This window comes from Bradyrhizobium septentrionale (assembly GCF_011516645.4).
In the GTDB taxonomy this organism is placed as follows: domain Bacteria; phylum Pseudomonadota; class Alphaproteobacteria; order Rhizobiales; family Xanthobacteraceae; genus Bradyrhizobium; species Bradyrhizobium septentrionale.
On sequence record NZ_CP088284.1, the window covers coordinates 207,861 to 232,218 of the forward strand.

General features: G+C 61.3%; 12 protein-coding genes and 10 pseudogenes. 10 read left to right on the forward strand and 12 right to left on the reverse strand.

The features are described 5' to 3' along the window. Positions 1 to 39: 39 nt before the first annotated feature. The 3 pseudogenes from HAP48_RS00800 to HAP48_RS00810 all read right to left on the reverse strand — a co-directional run. Positions 40 to 567, reverse strand: a pseudogene (locus HAP48_RS00800) (ATP-binding protein); the annotation flags it as partial. A gap of 11 nt (positions 568 to 578) precedes the next feature. Further along, positions 579 to 2,116 (reverse strand): annotated as a pseudogene (istA, locus tag HAP48_RS00805) (IS21 family transposase). A gap of 201 nt (positions 2,117 to 2,317) precedes the next feature. Further along, positions 2,318 to 3,205, reverse strand: a pseudogene (locus HAP48_RS00810) (transposase); the annotation flags it as partial. Positions 3,206 to 3,615: 410 nt separating this feature from the next. Here HAP48_RS00810 and xopAG point away from each other — a divergent pair. After that, the gene (gene xopAG / locus HAP48_RS00820; RefSeq protein ID WP_234622325.1) at positions 3,616 to 5,085 is read left to right on the forward strand and encodes a XopAG/AvrGf1 family type III secretion system effector; all 1,470 of its coding nucleotides are present in this window, start codon (positions 3,616 to 3,618) and stop codon (positions 5,083 to 5,085) included. A gap of 238 nt (positions 5,086 to 5,323) precedes the next feature. On the opposite strand, the gene HAP48_RS50580 is transcribed toward xopAG, so the two are convergent. Both HAP48_RS50580 and HAP48_RS00830 read right to left on the reverse strand, forming a co-directional pair. Beyond that, positions 5,324 to 5,596 (reverse strand): hypothetical protein, encoded by a 273-nt coding sequence (locus HAP48_RS50580; protein WP_166217366.1) that lies wholly within the window; start codon positions 5,594 to 5,596, stop codon positions 5,324 to 5,326. Positions 5,597 to 5,643: 47 nt separating this feature from the next. Next, positions 5,644 to 5,787, reverse strand: a pseudogene (locus HAP48_RS00830) (IS1380 family transposase); the annotation flags it as partial. A gap of 1,340 nt (positions 5,788 to 7,127) precedes the next feature. Between HAP48_RS00830 and HAP48_RS00835 the strand changes: the two are divergent. From HAP48_RS00835 to HAP48_RS00875, 9 genes and pseudogenes are all read left to right on the forward strand, one after another. Next, positions 7,128 to 7,289: pseudogene (locus tag HAP48_RS00835) on the forward strand (transposase); the annotation flags it as partial. A 192-nt stretch (positions 7,290 to 7,481) separates the two neighbouring features. Then, positions 7,482 to 8,729 (forward strand): annotated as a pseudogene (gene istA, locus HAP48_RS00840) (IS21 family transposase); the annotation flags it as partial. Positions 8,730 to 8,807: 78 nt separating this feature from the next. Then, a protein-coding gene (locus HAP48_RS00845; RefSeq protein ID WP_166204126.1) for an IS3-like element ISRj2 family transposase occupies positions 8,808 to 9,937 on the forward strand; the annotation gives its coding sequence in 2 pieces (ribosomal slippage) (positions 8,808 to 9,060 and positions 9,060 to 9,937; 1,131 coding nt in all). A gap of 156 nt (positions 9,938 to 10,093) precedes the next feature. Further along, positions 10,094 to 10,372, forward strand: coding sequence for a hypothetical protein (locus HAP48_RS00850; RefSeq protein ID WP_176399294.1), 279 nt, complete (start codon positions 10,094 to 10,096; stop codon positions 10,370 to 10,372). Next, positions 10,369 to 11,211 (forward strand): IS21-like element helper ATPase IstB, encoded by an 843-nt coding sequence (gene istB, locus HAP48_RS00855; RefSeq protein WP_166214584.1) that lies wholly within the window; start codon positions 10,369 to 10,371, stop codon positions 11,209 to 11,211. Before HAP48_RS00850 ends, istB begins: the two co-directional genes overlap by 4 nt. Before the next feature lie 192 nt (positions 11,212 to 11,403). Beyond that, positions 11,404 to 11,652: pseudogene (locus tag HAP48_RS00860) on the forward strand (IS110 family transposase); the annotation flags it as partial. Between the two features lie 476 nt (positions 11,653 to 12,128). Continuing rightward, positions 12,129 to 13,460: a group II intron reverse transcriptase/maturase gene (ltrA, locus tag HAP48_RS00865; RefSeq protein WP_224496640.1), complete on the forward strand. Its 1,332-nt coding sequence runs from the start codon at positions 12,129 to 12,131 to the stop codon at positions 13,458 to 13,460. Between the two features lie 110 nt (positions 13,461 to 13,570). Further along, positions 13,571 to 14,365: pseudogene (locus HAP48_RS00870) on the forward strand (IS110 family RNA-guided transposase); the annotation flags it as partial. A 305-nt stretch (positions 14,366 to 14,670) separates the two neighbouring features. Next, a pseudogene (locus tag HAP48_RS00875) lies at positions 14,671 to 14,853 on the forward strand (transposase); the annotation flags it as partial. A gap of 450 nt (positions 14,854 to 15,303) precedes the next feature. Here the strand turns inward: HAP48_RS00875 and HAP48_RS00880 are convergent. From HAP48_RS00880 to HAP48_RS00910, 7 genes and pseudogenes are all read right to left on the reverse strand, one after another. Beyond that, a pseudogene (locus HAP48_RS00880) lies at positions 15,304 to 15,501 on the reverse strand (IS6 family transposase); the annotation flags it as partial. Positions 15,502 to 15,695: 194 nt separating this feature from the next. After that, the gene (locus tag HAP48_RS00885) at positions 15,696 to 17,516 is read right to left on the reverse strand and encodes an NEL-type E3 ubiquitin ligase domain-containing protein (RefSeq protein ID WP_166217376.1); all 1,821 of its coding nucleotides are present in this window, start codon (positions 17,514 to 17,516) and stop codon (positions 15,696 to 15,698) included. A gap of 156 nt (positions 17,517 to 17,672) precedes the next feature. Then, complete coding sequence (locus HAP48_RS00890) at positions 17,673 to 19,007, reverse strand: IS1182 family transposase (RefSeq protein WP_166202952.1); 1,335 nt, start codon at positions 19,005 to 19,007, stop codon at positions 17,673 to 17,675. Between the two features lie 824 nt (positions 19,008 to 19,831). Then, complete coding sequence (locus HAP48_RS00895) at positions 19,832 to 20,344, reverse strand: Hcp family type VI secretion system effector (RefSeq protein WP_166217379.1); 513 nt, start codon at positions 20,342 to 20,344, stop codon at positions 19,832 to 19,834. Between the two features lie 184 nt (positions 20,345 to 20,528). After that, positions 20,529 to 20,846 carry a hypothetical protein gene (locus HAP48_RS00900; RefSeq protein ID WP_166217382.1) on the reverse strand — a complete coding sequence of 106 codons (318 nt, stop codon included), beginning with the start codon at positions 20,844 to 20,846 and terminating at the stop codon, positions 20,529 to 20,531. Between the two features lie 64 nt (positions 20,847 to 20,910). After that, on the reverse strand, positions 20,911 to 22,386 hold the full coding sequence (locus HAP48_RS00905) for a type VI secretion system Vgr family protein (protein ID WP_166217385.1): 1,476 nt from the start codon (positions 22,384 to 22,386) through the stop codon (positions 20,911 to 20,913). A gap of 890 nt (positions 22,387 to 23,276) precedes the next feature. Further along, positions 23,277 to 24,167 carry a serine/threonine-protein kinase gene (locus tag HAP48_RS00910; protein ID WP_176399295.1) on the reverse strand — a complete coding sequence of 297 codons (891 nt, stop codon included), beginning with the start codon at positions 24,165 to 24,167 and terminating at the stop codon, positions 23,277 to 23,279. Between the last annotated feature and the right edge of the window lie 191 nt (positions 24,168 to 24,358).

Here is a 24,358-nt window from a genome sequence, read left to right on the forward strand (position 1 = left end):
TCTTTGTGGCGCTCTGGCGACCACGCCTTGGCACTATGATGCCGTTGAGGTGAGGCCGTCCACACCATCAAGGATGAGGAGATCGACGCGGCCGAGCGCGCGCAGCAGGCGGGGGTGGCGGCCGTCACCGCGCGCCAAGGCCAGATCGCTGAACAGCCGCGGGACGCGCTGATAGAGCACGGAGCGATTGTCGCGGCAGGCTTTGTTGCCGAGCGCCGAGGCGAGCCAGCTCTTGCCGACGCCGGAAGGGCCACAGATCAAAAGATTGGCGTGGTCGTCGATCCATTGGCCGTCGACCAGCATCGTCAAGAGGCTGCGGTCGAGGCCGCGCGGGGTGCGATAGTCGATGTCCTCGATGCAGGCCTGCTGGCGCAGCTTGGCATATTGAAGCCGCTTCGACAGTCGCTTGTCGCGTCGCAGCGACGCTTCACGTTCGAGCAAGAGCGCAAGCCATTCGGCGTGGCCGAGGCTTGCGGCCTCGCCGCCGGCTTCGATGTCGGCGAAGGCCTTGGCCATGCCGTGAAGGCCGAGCGCGTGGAGTTGATCGAGGGTCGGATGATTGAGCAAGGCGTGATCTCCTAATTGTAGTAGCGCGGCCCGCGGATGTTGGGATGGAGGATCGGCGCGTCGTCCGCGGGACGCTTGGCTGAAGGACGCCGATCGAGATTGTTGGCGAGGATCGATTTGACCGAGCCGTAGGTGCGCGCGCCGATGTCGATCGCCCGCATGGCGGCAGCATCAAGCCGCTCCTGCCCGTAGGATCGGGCGAGCCGGATAATGCCGAGACAGGCGCGAAAGCCCTGCTCGGGGTGCGCGCGCTCATCGAGGATCAGGTCGCACAGCGCTGCGGTGGCCGGCCCGATCGTGACGGCATCCTTGCGATGCGCTCAATGGTCCAGCCGGCGTAGCGCCGATGACTGGATGCCATGTGTTCCGGCACGGTCGTGTGCTTGTGGTTGCCGCTCATGCGCTGATGCGCGGCGATCCGCTCGCCCTTGTGGAAAATCTCCACGGTGCGGGCGGTGAAGCGCACCTCGACCTCGGCGGGGACGAAGCGATGCGGGACGCTGTAGTAATGCGCCTCGACCTCGACGTGATAGTCGATGCTGACCCGGCAGATCCGCCACTCGGCGAACACGTAAGGGCTCTCCGGCAAGACCTTCAGTGCCGGCCGGTCGATCTCCTCCAACAGCTTGCGGCGGGTGACGCCGAGCCGCCGGATCGGCCGCTCCTCGTTGAGCCGGGTCATTAACTCGGCGATCGCCGCGTTGACCTCGGCGAGGCTGTGGAAGATCCGGTGGCGCAGCCGTCCGAGCAGCCAGCGCTCGGCCATGAGGACCGCCTGCTCGACCTTGGCCTTGTCCCGTGGCCGTCGTGGCCTGGCAGGCAGAATGGCGGTGCCGTAATGCGCCGCCATATCGGCGTAGCTGCGGTTGATCTGCGGATCGTAGAGGCAGGCCTTGATCACCGCGACCTTGGTGTTGTCCGGCACCAGCAGTGCCGGCACGCCGCCGATCGCCTCGAAGGCGCCGACGTGTCCGCTGATCCAGTCGGCGAGGCCCTGCGTCCAGGTCGCCTGCGCGTAGGTGAAGCTCGATGCGCCGAGCACCGCGACGAAAATCTGCGCGGCGCGCCGCTCGCCGGTGAGCCGGTCGATCACCACCGGCACGCCGTCGCCCGCATAGTCGACGAACAGCTTCTCGCCGGCCGCGTGCGACTGGCGCATCGTCACCGACAGCCGGCCTTCCCAGGCCCGGTAGAGCTCGCAGAACCGCGAATAGCGATACCCGCCGGGTTCGCCTGCGATGTACTCCTCCCACAGAATCGACAGCGTCACGTGCTTGCGTTTGAGCTCGCGATGCATCGCAGCCCAGTCCGGCTCGACCTGCCGCCGATGGCCCCGCCGGGTGCCCGGACCAGCTCCCGCGCTGGCGAACAGCCGGGCCTCCAGCACCGTGTCGGTGACGTCGTCTGGCAACGGCCAGGTCAGCCCCGCCGCCTCGAACCGGCGGATCGTCAACCGCACCGTCGAGGGGGCTGTCCCCATCCGCCGCGCAATCTCGCGGGTCGGCATCCCGGCCGACTTCAATCTGATCACATCGCGCACATGGCGCATCGCAAGCCTCTCTGTCGGCATCCAGGTCCCCCTTCGCAAAGCCGAAAGGCGGGACCGTATCGGAGCCAGAAGAGGCCTCGTCACCCCGGGCGACATCATCCCGGAATGGTGGGCGAGATCATCTCGGAATGGTGGGCGACATCAAATCGGAACGGTGGGCGAGATCATTCCGGAATGGTGGGCGACATCGAGCAGAATCAGCAGGCTGTCGGCCACGGCACGACGCTTGAACCGCCATTTGCGGATGACGGCCTTGCCGCCGTGCCTCGATCTCCTCGCGCGTCGCCGCGTAGATCACGTCGTTGTAATCGGCGGTGATCTCCTCATGCAGGCGCTCGGGCGCATGCGCCAACAGGTTGCGGTGCTTGTGGACCGTGCAGCGCTGGACCGGCGCGCCATCGACGATGAGGAACTCGGGCCGCCGCAGCCCACGCCGGTTCAGATCGTCGAGCACGGCGCGCCATGCTTCGGTGCTCTCCCCGCCCATACTCTTGATCGCGAGCAACACTTTCTGACCGTCCGCACGCACGCACGCCGATGACGACCAGCAGCGAGATCGCCCCTGCGGTCGAGCCGCACGTGCACCACGGTGCCGTCGAGGATCAATCGCACGATAGGCTCGTCCGCCAGCGAGCGGGCATTCCACGCATCCCAGTCGCCCTTCACCTTGCGCCAGACCCGGCTCACCGTGTCCTTGCCAACGGCGCCGACGAACAGAGCGCTGAGCGCGCGGCGCACACGGCGCGTGCTGGTGCCGGCGAGGTAGCAGCTAGCTAGCGATCAGCGCGTCGGCAGCCAGCGTGCGGCGCTGGTAGGCCCACAGCGCTTGGCTCTTCCAATCGGTGGTCTTGCCGTCGGCCGTGTTGAGCCGCGCGCGCGGGACCGCGATCTCAATCGGCCCGAGCTGCCGGTCAGCGACCGCAGCCGGCTGCCGTGCCGATGACCCGCAATGCCAGGCGTTTCCTCACGGCCTGCCTGCTTGCTGCGTTCGTAGCGCGGGCGCGCAAGGGCCAAGTCGAGCTCGCTGCGGATCAATTCTTCAATGAATTCCCGCGCTCGTTCCCGCACCGCAGTTTCGATCGGATCGAACCAATCGTCGAAAAGCTGGGGAGCCGTCTCTCCTCCACGCTGCGGGAAATGCGTCTTCGTGATACTGCTGGTTATGGCGTGGTCTCCGATCCGGCGTTCCAACGCCGGATGATTCGAGGTTGATCACCTCGGAGACTACGCCACCTTCAATTCCAACCAATCCCGCGACGGGACCGCCTTGACGGCGTTCGGGACTTTCGTGGAGTGCCTGACGGCTTAGCTCGATGTCCACGTTCCACGAAATGGGAAATTCCCTTGCTTCTCTACGTTCCCAAGTTTGGCGGATCGTTGGCGGACAGGCTGAGGCCCCACGTATGCTCGATGCGTTACAGCACGCGGACCATTCACTTGCTGCGCTTCGCTCCCAAGTTTGGCAAATCGTCGGCGGACAGGCTGAGGCCCCGAGTGCGATGACTGCACTCCAAGGAGAGGGGCGTTTGCTTGCTCCGTTCTTTACCCGGAGTGCGGTAACTCCAGCTGAGAGGAGCTCTGCACTTAGGCTGGTCGGGAAGGCGACGAACAATGGAGACGGAGCAAAAGACGGGAGGGGAGACGGGCTAAACTTTGCGCGCGCGGTGAAATACGGATTGTGTCTCGCGGGCGCAGGCTACGTCTATAATGAGGTCGCAAACAACTTCTTCCTCTCTACGACATCACTGCACGACGGGAAGAAGGGCTTCACCAGTAACAAACGGCTCAGGTTGGCTCAGGCGAAGGCGCGGCAGTATTATTCGTCGTATCACGCTGCGGGCCCTGACGCTAGGTGCCTCAATGAACGTCCCCTCAATCCAATCCGTATCTGTGGCAATAACCTGTTCGTAACGATGATTGACTACCGAGCGGCGACCTATGTACATGTTGGCCGCCTAGTGGATTCCGTAGAGGCGCGCACTTCTCTTGTGCTGAACCTGAGCTGCATGAAGGGTCATCTCGTGAAGGACGAGTGCGTGGCCAGGTACAGGCCACCCAAAGTGCCGAAGGATCCGGACCTGACGAGCAGCCCGCTATACGACAGAAAGAATAAGTATGCATTGGCGGGTGTGCTCAACGAGGAAACGGGTGCTTACGGCTACACCTCGAGGTCTATCACTCAGCCATTCGTGAACAAGGGCGTTCAGCACTTCCGCGATGCCACCTTACGCAGCGAGAATGGACTAACGTTCAAGCGATGCATCGAGAGGCTCGACGCGCTGCTCGACAAGGATGTCGGTCTCAGAGAGGAGGCCCAGTTCGCGGCTGGTCAAGCCATCCTGAACTTTAGGCAGGTCTACGCTTCTGACGAGCATTGGGGACACGCTGAGAACGTCGTGATGCGGACACTGGCCGAGCAAGGATGGCTATCACGGTCGGAGACTGACAAGCTCGATGCGACTCTTATGTTCGAAGATCCAAATAAGAATCCGCTCAAACGGAACAAAAGCTGGATTGGGCCTGGACTACACCAACTTGACATCTGGATTCAGCAGAGGCGGTCGGGTAATCCTGTGTTAGGCGAGGACCTGAACCACCGCGAGATTGATAACATGAAGAATCTGCCCATCGCGCACGTCAAGTTGAACGAGCAGGGCAATGGGTTCGAGGACTGCTCCGGGCTGGGCGACTCGTTTACGTGCGCAAATGCCGTCGCCAGCATCAATCACGCGCGCTTGATGAGTGGCCAGCCACGCCTCTCAAAGGAGGAGGCTATAGTCATCGTCGCGTGTCTTAACGCCGTATACGACGATACGAGTTCCATACGGCATACGCTCCACGAGGTGGCACGAGGCTGCTTCGTCGGCGCTGGTTACACCATCGAAGACGCGGATGAGTTCTACGAGGGGGTGTGTCGGAAGGCCGCGCGAGAGTACTACGGCGGCAGGTATCTCTCCAACCAGAGCTGACGCCGCAAGAGGTCTCGTGGATTGGCGAGCTACGCTCTCGAGGCGTTCTGAGCCGGAACACGAGTTGCGGATTGAGTCCGATCTCACTGCATGCATGCTTCCCGAGGCTGGGACGTCGAATCCGATAGCACAAAGAAAAGCAGCTAGGTTCGAGGGGATGATAAGGCAGGCGGGGATGCGACCGCAGGTCCCGTCGCGGGATTGGTTGGAATTGAAGGTGGCGTAGTCTCCGAGGTGATCAACCTCGAATCATCCGGCGTTGGAACGCCGGATCGGAGACCACGCCATAACCAGCAGTATCACGAAGACGCATTTCCCGCAGCGTGGAGGAGAGACGGCTCCCCAGCTTTTCGACGATTGGTTCGATCCGATCGAAACTGCGGTGCGGGAACGAGCGCGGGAATTCATTGAAGAATTGATCCGCAGCGAGCTCGACTTGGCCCTTGCGCGCCCGCGCTACGAACGCAGCAAGCAGGCAGGCCGTGAGGAAACGCCTGGCATTGCGGGTCATCGGCACGGCAGCCGGCTGCGGTCGCTGACCGGCAGCTCGGGCCGATTGTCGGCCAAGCCGAGACGCCGCTCGGCCATCGCCAGAAGCATCACGCCCCCGTTCGAGGTCAGCCGACCGCCATCGAAGGCAGCTGTGACTTTCTTGGCGTGAACGGCTGGAAACGAGAAGGGCGGAATCGTATCATCGGTCATGGCGGGCGTGGTGTTCGCGGCTGAAGGTGATGGGGTTGGCTTTGCAACCGAATCCTACGCCGCATCAGCGCCTTACACCACGCTCGCCAGCCTCTCAGGCGCCCTCTGACGAATAAGACGGGCTAAGTTGTCGCTGATGGCTGGAGACCCCCGTAGCGAGTTGTACTTCCAAAGCAGCTTCAACTGGACGCCCACCGAGTGGAACTTTCTGACGCGCCTGTACCTCTGGGCATCGTCCCGCAGCGACTGGTCGTCGAGGCGGCCTGCTATCGCGCTTTTGGCATGCGACTGGAGCCACACACTGAACCCGCGAAGAATGCTACCGGATCTGCTGACACCGCGCGACGTTTCGAAACCCTGCCATGGATATCCTCTCGCAATCCGCTCCGGCCGCCTCGACTGCCCTCTGGATGAGAGCCGCATCTTCGGGATAGGCAACCAGCCGTGGACCCATGGTTTCCGGCGCTCTGGCGCTCAACAGGAAGTTCCGAAGATGAGCCAGCGCATTCATGACTTTTCTGCCACCACCTTTCAAACTGTAAAGCTCGGCATCTTCGTCCAGCGAGCGGTCGTGAGGCCGAACAATAATGCCCGGCTTGTTTCGTCGTAGAGCCAGCAAGAGAAGCTGCGAATAGTGGTCGCAATGGACGTGGCGGTCCGCGGCTTGAGTCGACCTGCGACAGGCACGCCCGCAGTCGCAGACACCTTGAAGTCATTGAGGCGTTCCTTGTCGTCGGTATGGGTGCAGCATGGGAGCCTGCGGCGGGTCACCGCTGTTCTCACCAGTGCAGTTAAAAGTGCTCGGACGTCGTGTTCGCTGTCAGCGCCAGATCTGACATCTGGGTCGCGCGCGGACGGCCCAAGCGGTGATCGATGACCCGACCGGGGCTCGTTACCGAAACGCGCCTCATGTCTTTCGCGGCTTGGCGCACCACGATCCACGCCAACTGAAGACGCCCCCAAATCCTGCGGTTCAGAGCGCATCCGCTCCCGGACCGGCCTGATGCCTCGGTGAGCCTCGACCGCCGAAGAACCCGCTTCAACAAGGGGCTCGTCCTTGCGCTCAGTCCCATCAACTCCGGATTGGGAGGTCTTTGATTGTCCAGGACTCGCCATCGCTCATCATTTGCTCCGATTTACGCGAGAAGACACTTGAGCCATCATCCAATACGGGCTGCATCTCAAGTCGGAAGTGCGCTTAAGGTCGCGCCCGACATGAGATATTCCAACAACGATCTGTCGACGTGCCGGGTTGAAACTCCTCGCCTCATCTTCTTTCGAAGTTTCGCGAGGCCAGCGTGCGCGGCGCGGTTTGCCTGAGCCCAAGGCTCCTTGAGTGTGTCGAGGTGCGTGCCGATCTGCGCCGCCTGATACGGCATATCCGGACGCGGTGGCACAACACGCGAATTACGTTCCGTGGCGACGGGCGCTATGCCCGGCCGGAGGCCATGGCGTGGTGCGAGACCAACGGCATCGACTACATCTTCGGTCTGTCCGGCACTGCTCGGCGGCGATCAGGGTGAGACGCCAGCGACAATCAAGGTGAGACTGCGCCGATGGGGACGGACCGAAGGGAGGGCGCAGCCCGACCGGAGGACCGTCCCCATCGGCGTCGCGCGTTTTTGGACCCGTCTGGCGGCCGGGTGCGGCTGGTGCAAGCTGTTGATTCGTCTCGACAAGAGGGAATCGATGCCTTGCCTGGCCTTCACATCACCGACCACCAGATGAGGCTGTACATGACCTACCGATTGACACTGTCCCGCGAGGCCGCCGCGGCCAAGGCGGGGTTCTCGAAGGCAAGCGCGTATCGAATCGAGGGCGATTGTCGCCCACCATCACAGAAGAAGACGCCGAGGGGCCGGCGCCGGGCCGATCCGCTCGGGCCCTATTGGGACGCCGAGATCGTTCCGATCCTGAAGGCTGCGCCCGGCATCGGCGTGCTGGACGAGCTGCGCCGACGGCATCACGAGTTGAACCCGAACATCCGCCGCACGCTGGAGCGGCGCATCAACGCCTGGCGGGCGCTCAACGGCCCAGAACAAGACGTGATCTTCCGCCAGCAGCACGAGCCCGGTCGCCTGGGTCTGTCCGACTTCACCGACGTGAGCGCGCTCGGTATTACCATCGCGGGTGAGCCGCTCGAACACCGGCTCTATCACTTCCGGTTGGCGTTCTCCGGCTTCGAGCATGCCCATGTCGTGCTCGGCGGCGAAAGCTTCGTCGCCCTGGCGGAGGGCTTGCAGAACGCGCTGTGGGCGCTTGGCGGCGTGCCGTGGGAGCATCGCAGCGACAGCCTGTCGGCAGCGTTCCGCAATCTGGCCGCCGACGCACGGGAGGATCTGACGCAGCGCTACGCCGGGCTGATGGGCCACTATGGCATGGCGCCAACGCGCAACAATGCGGGCATCGCACATGAGAACGGCTCGATCGAGAGCGCGCACGGCCATCTCAAGCGGGCACTGGAAGATGCGCTGTTGCTGCGAGGGACGCGCGACTTCGCCAGTCTCGATGCCTACCGGGCTTTTGTCGACGAGATTGTCGGCCGGCGCAACGCCAACCTCGCCAAGCCGATCGCGCTCGAGAAGGAGGCCTTGGCGCCGCTGCCAAAAGGCCGCACGACCGACTTCGAGGAGAAAGTGATCCCGGTGACGTCGTCAGGCGGCTTCATCCTGCGGCGCGTGTTCTACACCGTGCCTTCAAGATTGATCGGCCATCGCCTGCGTGTGCGCATCTTCGACGACCGGCTCGAATGCTTCGTTGGTGTCACGCCGGTCGTGACGCTGCGGCGCGGCCGGCCTGTGTCCGAGCGCCAGGGCGGTCATGTTGTGGATTACCGGCACGTCATCCATGCCCTGCGGCGCAAGCCAATGGCGCTCCTCAATCTCGTTTATCGCGACCAACTCTTCCCGCGTGCAGCTTACAAACGTCTGTTAGAGCTGGCTCCGCAAATTCGGACAGTAGCTTGAGTGGATTTTCTGCCTGACAGCGGCGAGGATTCTTGCCGCGAATCAGGAGCGAAGATGACGAAGAAGAGCCGCCGGATGCATTCTCCGGCATTCAAGGCGAAGGTTGCTTTGGCTGCGGTCAAAGGCGACAAGACGCTGGCGGAGCTGGCGCAACTGTTTGATGTTCATCCGAACCAGATCACGATCTGGAAAAACCAGCTCCTGGAAGGCGCCGCCGGCGTGTTTGGGCATGACAAGGCGTCGGCCGAGACGCCGGTCGATTTGAAGGCGTTACATGCCAAGATCGGCGAGCTGGCGTTGGAAAACGATTTTTTGTCCGGCGCGCTCACCAAGGCGGGCCTGCTGAGCGCAAAGCGATGATCGACCGCGGTCATGATCTTTCTATCGTGCGCCAGGCGAAGGTCCTGAAGCTGGCTCGCAGCACGGTCTACTATGAACCTCGGCCAGTTTCGGCCGAGGACCTTGCCTTGATGCGTCGGCTCGATGAGCTGCATCTCGATTATCCCTTCGCGGGAGCGCGTATGCAGCGATCGTTGCTGCGGCGGGAGGGCGTATACGCCGGTCGCCGCCACATCGCGACGCTGATGAAGCGCATGGGGATCGAGGCGGTCTATCGTCGCCCGAACACGAGTAAGCCGGCACCGGGTCACAAGATCTACCCGTACCTGTTGCGCGGATTGAAGATCGAGCGGCCCGACCAGGCGTGGGCAATGGACATCACCTACATTCCGATGCGGCGTGGCTTCGTCTATCTCGCGGCGGTCGTCGATGTGTTCAGCCGACGGGTCCTGGCCCATCGCGTCTCGATCACAATGGAGGCGGCCTTCTGCGTCGAAGCGGTCCAGGAGGCGTTGGCGAAGCACGGCAGGCCCGAGATTTTCAACACGGACCAGGGCAGCCAGTTCACCAGCCTCGAGTTCACCGATGTGCTGCTGGACGCGAAGATCGCCATCAGCATGGACGGCAAGGGCGCCTGGCGCGACAACGTGTTTGTCGAGCGGCTCTGGCGCACGGTCAAATACGAAGAAGTTTATCTCCGCGCCTACGACAGCGTGTCCGAGGCGCGAGCGTCAATTGCCAAGTATCTGGCCTTCTACAATCAGGGACGCCCTCACTCGAGCCTTGACGGGCGCACGCCCGACGAGGCTTACTTCGGCACGCAAGCTATGGTGATGGCCGCATGACCGTCGCCGACGATTTTGTCGTCGCTCTGGTCGGGCTACGCCCTCCCGACGCAACGACAAAATCGTAAGGCCCCGCGTTCAGCATAACCCGGCAGGAATCCACTTAAATCCCGCGGGGCGCTGTCCAAACAACCGGCGCCAGCTCTGTTCGAGACCTTGCGGGAGCATGGTGATGACCGGCGCGCCTGCAAGGTGACGGTCGAGCTTCTGGCGCTGGCTCACGAGCGCGCCTGCGAAGCAGAACTCGCCGAGGTGATCGCGATGGATCTGGACGCCGGACAGTTACCCGATCTTGCCGCTCTGCGCGACCGCTTCCGACCTGAGGCGGCCTCGATCCCGCGAGTCGCCGTCAAGCTGGCGCCGCTCGACGTCTACGATGAACTCGCCTGCGTCAGCGTCATGTCAGGCCGCTCGAACCTGGGAGAGGCAGCATGACCGGTATCGCTACCTCCGTCGATACTGCCCGTGTCGAGCTGCTTCTCAATGAGCTCCGCCTGCCGGGCGTCAAGGCGATCTGGCCGAAGCTCGCCGCACAGTCGGACAAGGAAGGGTGGCCTGCCGCCCGCTTCCTCGCCGCCCTTGCCGAGCACGAGGCGGCCGATCGCACCCGCCGTCGGATCGAGCGACACATGGTGGAAGCGCGTTTGCCCGCCGGCAAGACGCTCGCCACCTTCGACTTCGAAAGCGTGCCGATGCTATCAAAGGCACAGGCGATGGCGCTCGCCGCTGGCGACGCCTGGTTGAAGGCCGGCGCCAATTTGCTCTTGTTCGGTCCACCGGGCGGCGGCAAGACCCATCTCGGCACGGCGATCGGCCTGGCTCTCGTCGAGAACGGTTGGCGCGTTCTCTTCGCGCGCACCACTGATCTGGTGCAACGGCTGCAGGTCGCGCGGCGCGAGCTGGCGCTGGAGTCCGCGATCGCCAAACTCGATCGCTATGACCTCCTGATCCTCGACGACATCACATATGTGAGCAAGGATCAGGCGGAAACCAGTGTGCTGTTCGAGTTGATCGCCGCCCGCTACGAACGACGCTCGCTGCTGATCACGGCCAATCAGCCATTTGGCGAATGGGGGCGTATCTTCCCGGACCAGGCAATGACGTTGGCTGCCATCGATCGTTTGGTCCACCACGCCACGATCCTCGAGATGAACGTCGAAAGTTACCGTCGAAAAGTTGCCCTCGATCGCAAGCGCGGTCCAGGCCGGCCGCCCGTTCATACGACCCCCAACGAACTCGACAAGGCAACGATTGACGCTGGCAATCCTGCGTGATTGTCGCGCAGCGTCAATCAAGGCTTGCCAAACCCGCGGCCAGCGTCAATGATCCGCCCACTCGGCTGCCTTGTCTCATCTTGATTGACGCGCCACTCTCATCCTGATTGATGTGGTGGAACGGCCCGCTCCGACAGCATCATCGTGCTAAAACGTGGTCGTTGTTCGAACGCCACAAGGAGGGACCGTTCCATGAAGCAGGTTAGCACCATCGGGTTGGATTTGGCGAAGCACATTTTTCAAGTTCACGGCGCGGGTGCCGATGGCTCGCCGGTGTTCAACCGGAGACTACGGCGCAGCGAGGTCCTGCATTTCTTCTCGAAGCAGCCGGCCTGCCTTGTCGGAATAGAAGCCTGTGGCAGCGCTCACTATTGGGCACGCGAGATTGCAACTCTCGGCCATGAAGTGCGGCTGATCCCACCAGCTTACGTCAAGCCGTTTGGTGCGCCCCGACGGCGCGCATTACCAGTGGAGGAAGGATCCACCCAGAGAATTGTCGATTGATCTGGTAGCTGACGAGCGGTTTGGACGAGCAATCGGACGGATCGAAGCCTCGTGACAAAGGTCGCTTTTGGCGGCCGAGCAATCCAGCGGGCCGTAACGTGAGTGAAGCCTGAGCACGCCTCGAAAGTTACGATGTGAATGCCGACCCGATCGTATGGCGGGGAAGGCCGCGCTGACAGGGAAGCAATCGACGCATGCACCTGTCCGGTTCACCGGGGTAATGGGCACGGCACGCCGGAAAGGTAGTGCGGGTAATCGGGGGAGACCCGTCTTGGTCGAAGGTCGCGCCTTCAGCATCGAGTAGTCGATGGACCGGACGGGAGTCGGACAGGGTCGTAGTACTGATGAAACCGGGTAATTCCGGCGGAGGAAAGGACCCTGACTTCAGGTGCGCTTTTGAAGATGGCGAGGGAATGGGTCGATTGGCGATGAGCCTACAAACGCCCGATAAGATCAGGAGCCTTCAGAGAAAGCTTTATTGCAAGGCGAAGGCGGAGCCTGCCTTCCGTTTCTATGTGCTGTACGACAAGATCTGCCGCGAGGACATTCTGAGCCATGCCTACAAGCTGGCCCGCGCCAACGCGGGTGCGCCAGGAGTGGACGGAACAACTTTCGAGCAAATCGACGCGTCGGGACTCGAAGCATGGTTGGCCGGCCTGCGCGATGAACTCGTCACGAAGACTTACCGGCCCGATCCGGTGCGGCGGGTGATGATCCCGAAGCCCGGCGGCGGCGAACGTCCACTCGGTATCCCAACAATCCGGGACCGGGTCGTCCAAGCTGCCGCAAAGATCGTGCTGGAACCGATCTTCGAGGCGGATTTTGAGGACGGTGCTTATGGATATCGCCCGCGTCGTAACGCGGTCGATGCAGTCAAGGAAGTGCACCGGCTTGTGTGCCGGGGCTACACGGACGTTGTTGACGCCGATCTGTCGAAATACTTCGACACGATCCCGCATTCGGACCTCCTCAAATCGGTGGCCCGACGCATCGTTGACCGGAATGTGCTGCGGCTGATTAAGTTATGGCTGCGAGTACCGGTCGAGGAGCGGGATAGCGACGGGAAACGGTGCATGAGCGGCGGTAAGAGCAACAAGCGTGGCACGCCACAGGGCGGTGTCATCAGTCCGCTGCTCTCCGTCATCTACATGAACCGGTTCCTGAAGCATTGGCGTCTCAGCGGTCGGCGTGAAGCATTCCATGCCCAGGTTATCTCCTATGCCGACGACTTCGTCATTCTCAGCCGCGGCCACGCGGAGGAAGCATTGACGTGGACGAAAGCGGTGATGACCAAGCTTGGGTTGACGCTCAACGAGACTAAAACCTCGGTGAAGAATGCCCGATTGGAAAGCTTTGACTTCCTTGGGTACACGCTCGGACCCCGCCGCTTCCGCAATGGGGGACGGTGGTATCTTGGCGCGGCTCCGTCCAAGAAAAGCGTGCTGCGGATCAAGAGGAAGGTCAGCGTACTGCTGACGCCGGGCAACAAGGGCGCTTGGCCCGAAGTACAAGCACGACTGAACCGCCTTCTGCGCGGCTGGTCCGCTTACTTCAGCTATGGCTCTCTTGCTACGGCTCATCAGGCCGTTGATCGACACGTCTTCGACCGCGTGCTCGCCTTTCTGCGCAGACGACATAAGACGCCAGGACGTGGCGTCAGACGGTTCTCTGATCGGATCCATGGGAACCCTGGCGTACTTGTGCTGAACCGCGTGCGCAAAGTGTCGCCGACGTGCGCCTTGTGACAAAACCTGTCGGAAAGCCGGATGCGGGAAAACTGCACGTCCGGTTTGATGAGCGGGGAGAGGAAACGGAACGCGCAACAAGCGCATCACCGCGCCTCTCCTCGACTCTACTGAAGCGTGGAAAAACGGATGCGGCGGATGCCGAGGCCATCAGCGAAGCCGTGACTCGCAAGACCATGCGCTTCGTTCCGATCAAAACGGCCGAGCAACAAGCCGGAACGATGGTCCTGAAGAGTCGCGCACTTCTGGTGAAACAGCAAACGCAGACGATCAACGCCCTGCGCTCGCATCTGGCTGAGTTGGGCATCATTGCCGCCGCCGGCCGGACAAAGGTCGAGGCGTTGGTTGCAATCGTACGGGATGTAGCAGATATCCGCTTGCCTGCGGCAGCGCGCTTCGCGCTGACGGCAGTTGCCGATCAGATCGAGGCTCAGGCGGACCAGATTGACAAGCTCGAGCGAGCCATTGTTGCTGCGGCAAGGACCGACAAGGACATGCGCCGACTGACTACCATCCCCGGCATTGGAGCCATTACAGCGGCGACCATCAAGGCGCTGGTGCCAGATCCCGGCGGCTTCAAATCCGCTCGTCACTTTGCTGCCTGGCTGGGACTGACGCCGCGACAGCATTCGAGTGGGGGCAAGGAGCGGATGGGGCGAATCTCGAAGATGGGAAACCCCGAACTTCGGAGCCTCCTCGTTCTTGGGGCGACATCCGTCCTGCGAATTGCCCGGAAGGCTGATCGGGCGCCGCCATGGTTGAAGTCGCTGCTCGCCAGACGTCCGTACAAGGTGGCAGCGGTCGCACTGGCCAACAAGACAGCGCGAATTGCCTGGGCGCTCTTGAACAGGGGTGGGATTTATCGGCATCCGGAGACGCTAGCGACGACTACGCCTGCCGCTTGATGAATACAGCAGTTGTCAAAGAGATCTGACCGGCGCGGGCCGGCAGAGGGCAAGGAGCAATAACAGGCGATGAACCCACGGGACGAAATCCCGACACGAGTGAGGCTGGCGCGACAATGCGCTTCAAGCGCGTCTGATTGATTTAGCCCCTTGTGTCGCGGACTTCATCGAGGCCAGCGGTCATGCGCCGCGCTTTACAGGCCGTATACATGACCGCACCGCTCCCATGTGTGAAGTCGACTGAGAAAGCTCTTGCGCCCGCGGGCCGTTCCATACATGTCGCGCTATAGACAAAATACTGCTTCTCAATTCCCAAAGTCCGGGAATTGGCCACTGCCGAGTTCGCGACGCTGCGTCTTCGGCTCTTGAAACTCGCTGTCCGTGTCGTCGAGACCACGAGCCGCATTCGCCTTGCGTTTGCCGCGGCATGTCCCGAAGCCGACCTGATCCGCGGCTTGCCAGGCGCGCTGCTGCCGCTCGGTCCTTGAGCGGCGGGGCGTCCGCGCCCCGTTCGCCCAACCTACACCTCAAGCGCGTTGCAAAGTACGGGTCGGTCAGGCGGTGAAAAGCCGAAGGCAATCCCGCGCGCCTCGTCAGAGCAGATGCGCGGCCACATCAATCGGACTAAAAAAACGCACTCTCACGAATAGGACGGGCTATTAGGGCTCAGTTGATGTGGATCCTTCGGTGGAACGCTCATCATCAGCGTGCCAGCAAGGTTTTGCCAACCATTCACGCTTTCCACTCTGGCCGCTAACGGATCGAAAATAATTCTGCCGCAAGTTCGCACACGTGAAAGACATGGGGGATCCACACATGACCGGGCTGGCCGTTGAAGAAAATGTGCGCCGCTATCGTGCGATAGCTTCGCTATGCCGTCAGGCCGCGGCATTTCGGCCCCTTCAGCGGTGTTCATTGCTCGCCCAGGCTAATGAGTGGATCCGATCGGAGAACTTGCCGAATTTCTGCCCCCACTGGCGCACGGTTTCATAGGTCACGCCAATGCCACGCGCCGCCAGCATTTCCTCGACCATGCGCACGCTTAAGGGAAACCGGAAATTCAACCAAACGGCATAGCTGATCACTTCCGGTGGGAAGCGATGGCGGAGATAAAGAGGGTCCCGGGCGGTCGGCATGCCGGTCGTCTACCCCATCGGCCGCTCCAATTCGTTAACTTGACGGTGCCCTCGAACAAGCCCCATGGCTGCAAAATCGCGCATAGCCTCCCGCGCCTTCGTTCAATCCGGCTTCAGCGACGTCGCGTCATGAGCGCCTGCCGCGCCCTCGCGTGACGCGATTTCACAGCCCCCAGATTCGACCTTAAGGCGCGTCATCGATTCTGCGAGAGTCGCCGCTGGAGTGCCGGCCGATCGGCGACGAGACCGTCGAGGTGCAGCGGCTCGTGATCTGGCCGCTCTCCTTGCGCCAATCGTGCAGCCAGCCCCCGTGTGGCGTCCACCACAAAGACGCCGCAATCATAATTGTTCCCCTGACGGGCCATGCGGACTGGTAGCAGGTTGACGCTCAGGATTGTTGCGAGCTCTGTTGCAGCCTCGCTGTTGAGCGGCCCGGCTGAGTCATAATGATAGGCGGCCCGGTGGCGGCGATCAACGAACATTAGCGACCAATGGTCGCCTTCTTGATCAGCACGACCATTGTTCACTGGCAGAAACAGGAAGTCGGCTGTATCGTTAGGCTGCTGGTCCACCCGGACGATCTCCTGGAGAAGTTCCTGCCTGACAGTCTCGTCCGCGGTTTCGCGCAGCAGCTGGACCTGCGCCGGTTCCACGAACCGCGCCTGGGCGGCCAGACCAGGATACTCCGCGCGCACGAGCGCGTAATCTGCGCTGATGTGGGCGTCGTCCACCCATTCCTCGGCGTCGAGGACCAGCGGACGCTGCGGTCTGATGGGCGCCCCGGAGACATTTCCATTCGATTGATCCGGCCTGGGAAGAATGTGCCGGTCCGACTGCAGCCCGGGCCTGAGGCCAGCGAGCACCTTGTCCCTTAGAGCCCCCCTGATCTCGCGTTCGATTTCCTTGCGGACCTCGACCCCCAATTCCCGCTCCGCATCGCCAAAGCCGGTCAGGTTCAGGGCGGCGAGCCTTTTCTTCAATCGGTCATCGAACTCGTCCCCCATTGCATCGATGAGCTGTTCGCTCATCGCTTCATGGGCTTCGGGTGCAATGCGGCTCACCACCGTGTCCCAAGGCTGCCAGTCCGTCGCCAAATAATCGGCAAACTCCGCCGTCTCCTTGTCACGCACAAGCGTCTCGGCGTTGTCAATGTCTTCGGCGGTGAGGTCAGAGACGTTGAAGTAGGCCATACCCGGGGCGATGTGCTCCAGCCCCAGCCGCTCGCGCAGCTGGACCTGATAGCCAAGATAGACGTCGATCTCGTCGACACGGCGGGCGGAATTCTTGGTGCGGAGCCAGTGGGCCTTCTCGCGCGCGATCCCCTCCAGCGCGTCCAAGCGGAACATGACCCGGCCCAGTTCGATGAGGTCGCCGAGCCGATTGTCATAGACCCTGTTCTCGATGTCTGCGATTATGCGTGCGTTTTGCATGCCGTTCCAGGCCAAAGTTCTGCGATCCTGGCAGCTCTGGTTGGCATCGGAAGCCACCTCGAAATAGCGCGCGCGCAATTGCGGATTGTTCGCCGCCCTCCGCAGATCTTTGGCCACCGCCTGCCGGAATCCTTCATCGGCAGCGTTGACGTTTTCCGTCCGCAGCTTTTCGAGAAAGCCCGCGTATTCCTGGGCGCCCTCCTCTTCGGAAAAACCCTGCCAGAGGGCCACCGTCTCCGGCTCGCCGTCAAGCCAATCCGCGACCGCCTTAGCGAGAGTCCGCGCTGGACCTTGCGCCACTGCTACGTCCACTATGATTGACGGTCCTTGATAGTCCTCGGCATGTTGGGCTCTCCCAAGGTTAGTCTGTACCCGCTCGGACAGCGAATTCCTCATCAGGTTAACTAGGCGCAAACTCGGCTGCGTCAGCAGATTCTCGGGCACACTCGTCAGCCGGTTATCCTGAGCGTAGAGCCAGCAGAGCGCGGCAGGAAGGCGGTCGGGCAGGCTGGTCAGCTGGTTGCCCGAAACAATCAGACGCCAGAGCGTGTGTGGGAGGGCGGGAAGGCTGGTCAGCCGATTCATCCGGGCGTCGAGTTCATACAGACGGGGCGGAAGCTCAGGCAGGTGGCTCAGCTGATTGTTGCTGACGTTTATGCGCTGGAGCGAGAGCCACGCCGGCAGGCTAGGAGCCCGTCCAGATATGTTTTCGTGACGGGCATTTGTTGTAGAGTAGCAGGCTCAGGCTGCGTTTGCGAGGTTGAACAGCTTGAGGAGGTTATGGACGGTGCAGATCATTGTCCACTCGGCGCGCACTTTCTCGATGCCCCGCAACAGGAACTGGCGGAAGCCTCTTGCCTGTTTGATCTGCCCGAACACCGGCTCCACCACTTGCTTTCGCAATCGGTAGGGTGTTTCGAAGCCGCCATCGTCGATCTTCTTTCGCATGGCCTGTGTCAGCGGGCCGCCGACTTTTCCGTTCGCTACTGTCGGGTGTTTGGCGCGTCCGGGCGCGACATAGCCATCGATGCTGCGTGTGTCGAGCGCTTCGAGATTGGCTTCGCTGCAGTAGCCGGAATCCGCTGAGGCCTGCCGCGGCTTGCGGCCAAGATTGCTCTCGATGGCCTCGATCAGGGGCACCAACTGGCCCTGATCGCTGCCGTGCTGGGTCAGTTCTTGCGCGACAATGATCTGGGCATGTGCATCGACGGCCGCCTGGGCATTATAGGCCTGAACGAAGCCATCCTTCGACTTCATGATGCGGCTTTCCGGATCGGTGAAGTTGCGTTGCGCCTTGGGATTGGGTTCCTCCGATGGCAGCGCCGCCGGTTTGCCCGGCTTCTTGCGGCCTTCGGCCTGGCGCTGCTGTTCCTTTTCGGCCTCGATGCGGCGCTCTTCCTCCGCCGCCAGTTTGGCGTCCGCTTCCAGCGCCGCCATCGCTTGCTGGATCTTCGCCAGCCGTTTCTGCTTGTCGACGGTCCAGTCCGGCAGTTCGTCGCTGTTGCCGAAAGTCTCATCCTCCGAGGCATCCGCCGCCTCGGCGGCCGCCAGCATGCGAGCGACCTCGGCCTTCAATTCCGCCTCGCGCTTCTTCATGCGCTCATAACTCATCGCCTTGTGTTTCGACGCGTTCGCCTTGATCTTCGTACCATCCAGCGCGACATGACCGAGCTTGACCAGCCCGGCCGTCTCGCACAACTTCAGAACCTGCACGAATAGCGCGCCGAGCGCCTTCAAATGTCGCTTGCGAAAGTCGCTGATCGTCCGAAAATCCGGCGCATCCAGCGCCACGATCATCACAAAATCGTTCCGCTCCCGGCAGGCCTTGGCAATCCGACGCGACGAATACAGCCCACTCGCATAGCTATGCAGCAGCAGCGCCACCATCATCCGCGGATCAAACGGCGGCTGCCCAAGCCCGCTCACATAGCTGCCCATGATCTCCCTGAGATCGAGGCTCTCCCGCACCAGATCAACCATAAACCGCGAGACATGGCCTTTCGGCACGAAGTCCTGCACATTCGGCGGCAGAAGCAGCGTCTGATCGATGTTCCAAGGCCGAAAATACTTGCTCATCGCCCAATGTTGAATCAGACCCGACCAGATTTGAACAGCGACTATCCAGACAAGCTCCTAGGGGATGACAAAACCGTCAGGGACAGCGACCTAAGGTCTAGCTGCCCGGAGCTTGCGGCCGCCTCCCAAGCTCTCGTTATTCTTAGCCGCTCTAGCCGAGCCTCTGCTTCGGCCCAGCCCTCAAGATTGGGCTGCTGCGACGATCCGCCAGGAGCGTCGGCGGCTCGCGGCGCCCGGGTCAAGCACTGGACACACCGCCTCATCGCCCGGGGGAGACCGCAGAAGCAACCTCGCGGTTGATCTTGTTCTGAAGGTTCGGGAGGGATACCAGAATCCCGCTCGGCCTGCCCTGCGTCTGAGGCGCCATCTCGCCCTTGTCGTCGTTGACGACGCAAATTGTCGCTTTCGTCCATATCCCGATCGACTAGAAGAAGCTGGTGCCCACCCACGAGAGCTATTTAAACCGGCGTCGCTTTGCCGCGCGCGTCGGACAATTGGCCCGATCAGCAGGCAGATAAGCTCGGCTTGCGCCTAGTCTCATACCAATCGGCAATGGCAGCTAATGGCCCCGGCTTATCCAACATCCTGTTGAGTAGAGCTGGAAGCCAATCTAGCTACGCTTCGCATTGTCCGCACAGCGCTATCCAGTTTGAAGCAGACCCGGCATGGCCGCCGCCCAGTCCTGCGGCGTCCCGCCTCGAATGTGCGCGATGTGTCCACCATGTACCGGACCGCGCCTGGGGCCAGTCACCCGTCCCCTGGCTTGGCGTCGAAGGGCTTTCTTGGCGCCGCAAGACGGCGACAGCGCCACCCCCGCGGAGTTATCACCATTTATCCTCGCCGCTGGTGCTGCCGGGAACGTGCTCCCATTTCACCTCCTTGTAGGTGAACGACCAGTCTTCCATGTTCTGAAAGAAGTTGTTCTGCGGATTGATCGTCAGCGGCACATAAGACTTGCCTTCGACTAACGTCGCGTTCTTCCAGCTTATCTTGAAAAAGTTCTGCGGCTGCGGCATACCCCCAGGGTCGGTACGGTAGAACTCGCAAACCAGCTCTTCGAGCACCTCGTTAGTGGCCAGCGCCTGCCATAGCAGCGGCGAGGCTCGATCGAAGAACTTCGTGAAGATCACCGGCTGGTGGTTGCGAGCGCCCGTGGCGACACCGCTCGTGGCATCGCGAGGAACGATGATGCTGCTGTTGAAGGCGACAACGGTGATCTTCCCCTGCTTATCCGAGTCACCCTTGGCGACCTGCCCGACGCTGTCCGGCTTGGAGGCATCCTTGGAGATGTCGCCCTGCTTCTTTCCCTTGATTTTCAAGTAGGCTTCAAGTGACACTTTCGGCTCCTATTGTCTGACATACGCCGGCACACACCGGCACGATGGATATCGCAACATTTGTGCCAACGGCCGTGGGCATCCGATGCCTAATATTGCGAGCCTTCCCGGCACAGCACTACGCGGTTTTCCAGACACCGACACCATCAAGCGACGACGTCGTCACGATCGTGACAGCGATCTGTCACGGCGCAACGGAGCCAACCCGTTCCAACTGACACTCGACATCGAGAAATGCACGCGTGGCGACGTCGAGAACAGCCTGCCCCGTCACACGGTAGCCCATGCCGTTATCGACAACGGCATTGCCCTGCAGTGCGTAAACGAGCACCGTACAAGGACCGCGCTGTTTCTGCTCGAAACAGGGCGTAGACAATTTGAGGCGCACTTCTCGTCCGTCACGAAGCCGTTGCGACCAAATGCCATCCGCCGACGGCGGCGGTATGTTGATCGATGCGCTCGGCGAGATGGCCGCGCGTGCCGTATTGGCGACCGCTTCCAATAGCGGGTCGATCTCGTGTGTCGCTGGACACCAGAGGGTCATGATGCGCCATGAGGACAAGAAATCACGAAGATCCGTCGAACATCTCGATCGAGGCGCCAGATTGCGACTTGAGGCGATTGAACGTGTGCGTATCCGATGTCACTCCTCCCTTCATATCGGGGTTGTGGACGGCCCCGATCACGACTGGTCGGTCAATGTCGCCGTTCAAGTAACCAACTAGGACTTCCGTGCCTGGCACCAACGGACAATGCAAGCCGGTTTGATTCGGACCTACATAAGGTTCGAGCTTGCGCACGTAGTCGCTACCACGGCCCTCGGCCGGTTCGTCGGCGAATGCAAACCGCAGCATGTAGCGGCCCTGATCGTCTATCTCGGCCCGTCCGTTCCAAACTTCTCCATCGACTGTGGCGGTGTGGAGGCCGACGCCCACAGGCACAGGCGTCATCGCAACCGGTCGATAGGGCACGTCCGAGCGGATGCAATGGACCATGTTCCCGTAGGCTCGTCCATCCTGCCCAGATCCACCGAATCCGCGCGGCGCCGGGCGATAGGCCGAGTGATCCGCGGCGATGACGAGATATTCACCGTCAAAGCGCGGATGGCCCTCCAGTTCGAAAATGACGCCAGCGCGCAGCTCCGGTGCGTCGCTGTGGGCGATGTACATTGTCTGGCCGGCGCAGATCTGCTCGGCGCGGATCCGGGCCAGCGCCGTCGCTTCTGCGTCGTTCGCAAAATTCCCGCCGAAGCGCGAGGCTTTGCCCAAGAAACCGCTGCCTTGCCCGACCTGCTTAGCGCCGGACATGACGGAAGGTACCGTTTCGTTATAATCGCGGAGCGCGATTGTCTCTGTCGAGAGAACCCGGCGCTGCCGGAACGACAGAACAGCGGCTTCGTCGACGCCTCGCGGTCGCTTGCGCTGGCGCGCATAAAGAAGCGTCGACTTGGCGCCGAACTTGACTTTGGGGAAAGCCAGATTGTTGTCGCCGAAGACGACGGTTTCACCGTCGTCTTCTTGCTTGAAGAAATAGAAGATTCCGTTCCGTTCGCAAAGGCGGGAAATGAACGTCAAATCGCTTTCATTGTATTGCACAACATAATTTCGCTTGCGATAGCGATCAATACTGTATTCGCTGGGGATGCTGATGCTCACCTTGCTCAACTGCAGTTTGATGATGTCATCGACGCCCATGGGTTGGCCGGGACCATAAATGCGGCTCGCAACTGAGAGCTCCGCGACAGCAAAACGCGGTCGCAGGACAAACTGGAGCACCCGCAGGTCAGTCCCCGTAGGGTCGAGTTCCTCTATTTGGGCGCAGAGGCCCGAGGCAAGCCATCGCCCGCATGCGGTTTTGACAGACAGCTTGGCGCGCTCACCTATCAAAGAGCCGGTATCGACATCGCTCGATGTTGTGGCGTAAATGACGTAGCTGAACGGCAGAGAAATGCACTCGGTGCCCTCGAAGCCTTGGACGTCGAGCTCCATGCCGGGCTTGCTGCGAATCTCTAAGTCAATACTGAGATTGGAGTCGTTGGTCATCGGCGCACCAAATCAAACTGCGGCTGTGCTAACAACGCTTGTCACAGCGCCGCGGATCGAGGGATCGCTTGGGAGCCGAGGCACGATCGCGGCGGTTTAGGACCTGAAGCGGAACCGGCCATTTGGCTGGCGAGATGGTAGGCGGCCGGCCCGATGTCGTTTTTTCGCTGCCGTGCATAAGGTATGGCGATCGGCCAGCGGCGCCGTGATGCACGTCCCAGCCGCGCATCTAGCGCCCTTGATTTATGAGTTCATCGCTCTCTCCAATACTCCGAGCGCAAGCTAGATCTCACGTCAAGCCGTGCCCAACAACGCGGATCGACAGCCGGCTGTTCCATTCGATTGCCCGCGGCGCTAGCGTTTGCCGCCTCTTTCACGCCATTGTAGTGAAGCCGGTCGACTAGCCCATGCCTGTTGTGTGCGCCCTCAGGTACGGTGAAAGCTACGTTGGGTTTCGTTTTCAAGTTCAAGGGAAAGAGAACGTCGTTCATCTTGCGTTTCGTGTACTCAGCCAATCAGTGTCGCTGCATCTCATCAATAGCAACAGCTGTGCCAACGGCATCTCCCCTATGGAGCTGCTGATTTGGTTCTGAGAAGCTGCGGTATGCCACATAAGTGTTGTCAACCTAACAGCATCGGCGCCCTAACAGCAGCGGCGCGACTGTCGGACACTGGACAAGGGTCAAGTTGGTCGGCGTTTGACACGAGATCTTTTCGCTGCATCCCATAATTTGTCGCTCGAGAAGGTTAGCCATTTGACGCTCCAGATTCGCGTGTTTCACTCGCTGGCAATCTATCGATACAATTTGAATTGCGGCGCTTCGGGCGCATTCTGGCGGAGAGAAGAGATGTCTCTTGAGTTGCCAATGAGCGCTCAAAATGATGGCCCGTCAATGCGACAGAGGCATGCGCTGACCGCGCCATCGGTAGAACCATCGCGGGCGGGCAAGGCGCTGGACGAACTCACCGACGGTTTCGATACGGTCGCGGCGGTTGAGGGCAAGGCCCGAAGCGAGCACCCGCCATTGCGCCGCCGAAACAGTCGGCGGCGGCGCCGGTCCGAGATTCGCCTTAAGTGCCTCGTCGGCTGGCAGCCGCGCATACGGGTGGGTGCCGGTGAGGGCCAGGTAGGCGACCACCGCGAGAGAAAAGACATCATCGCTTTCCGCCCATGGCTCACCTCTCAGCATCTGTGGCGACGCATAAGCCGGCGTCAACAGTCCAATCTGATCGAGCAGTGCCGTGGACCTGTCGTGTTGCGGCGAAACGTCGAGCATGAGGGCTGTCCCAAAGTCCAAAATTTTGACTTCGCCCGTCGAAGTCATGAAGATGTTTCCCGGCTTAAGGTCACCATGGACGATACCAAGGCTGTGCATGTGGGCGAGGCCTTGCCCGGCGGCGCGGACAATATGAAAAGACACAGAGGGGGACAGCGGCGGCCCCTGACGATCGGCCAGGATGTGCGCTAGCGCGCGGCCCTTTAAGAGCTCCATGACCAGGTAATGATACTTGCCGTCGTAGTCGGAATCGTAGATTCGCACCAAATTCCGGTGCACACAGTCACGCAGAAGACGCGCCTCGCGGTGCAGCAACTGCACTAATTTCTGGCGCATCATCGCATTTGGTTGGATGACCTTCACTGCCACTTCGGGATTTTGTTCACGCGCCCACAGGCCGATCCGATCGATCGCACGATAGACGGTGCTGGTGCCGCCCTCGCCAATGATCTCCACCAGGTCGAAACGACCGCCGAGCACATATCCCAAGGGCGCTGTACTCACAAATGCAGCCTCATCCCTCGCCGTCACAGCTCGACCTCCAACTATCCACTGAGCTCCTGATGCAGCTCGAGGCGGTTGCGGCGCACAAGGAACGTATCCCGCAACTCAGTCGCCGCCACCAAGCGAAGGCGTACGACGTCCACGCCGAGCGTTCGCGCCAGGGTATCACCAGCGATATTTGCTTGTCTCTT

What these genes read in the sequence shown, in the direction of transcription:
- xopAG (WP_234622325.1), top strand. Translation starts at nt 3,616, where the DNA reads ATGACTGCACTCCAAGGAGAGGGGCGTTTGCTTGCTCCGTTCTTTACC.
- HAP48_RS50580 (WP_166217366.1), bottom strand. Translation starts at nt 5,596, where the DNA reads ATGACCCGCAATGCCAGGCGTTTCCTCACGGCCTGCCTGCTTGCTGCG.
- istB (WP_166214584.1), top strand. Translation starts at nt 10,369, where the DNA reads ATGACCGGTATCGCTACCTCCGTCGATACTGCCCGTGTCGAGCTGCTT.
- ltrA (WP_224496640.1), top strand. Translation starts at nt 12,129, where the DNA reads ATGGGTCGATTGGCGATGAGCCTACAAACGCCCGATAAGATCAGGAGC.
- HAP48_RS00885 (WP_166217376.1), bottom strand. Translation starts at nt 17,516, where the DNA reads ATGAATCGGCTGACCAGCCTTCCCGCCCTCCCACACACGCTCTGGCGT.
- HAP48_RS00890 (WP_166202952.1), bottom strand. Translation starts at nt 19,007, where the DNA reads ATGAGCAAGTATTTTCGGCCTTGGAACATCGATCAGACGCTGCTTCTG.
- HAP48_RS00905 (WP_166217385.1), bottom strand. Translation starts at nt 22,386, where the DNA reads ATGACCAACGACTCCAATCTCAGTATTGACTTAGAGATTCGCAGCAAG.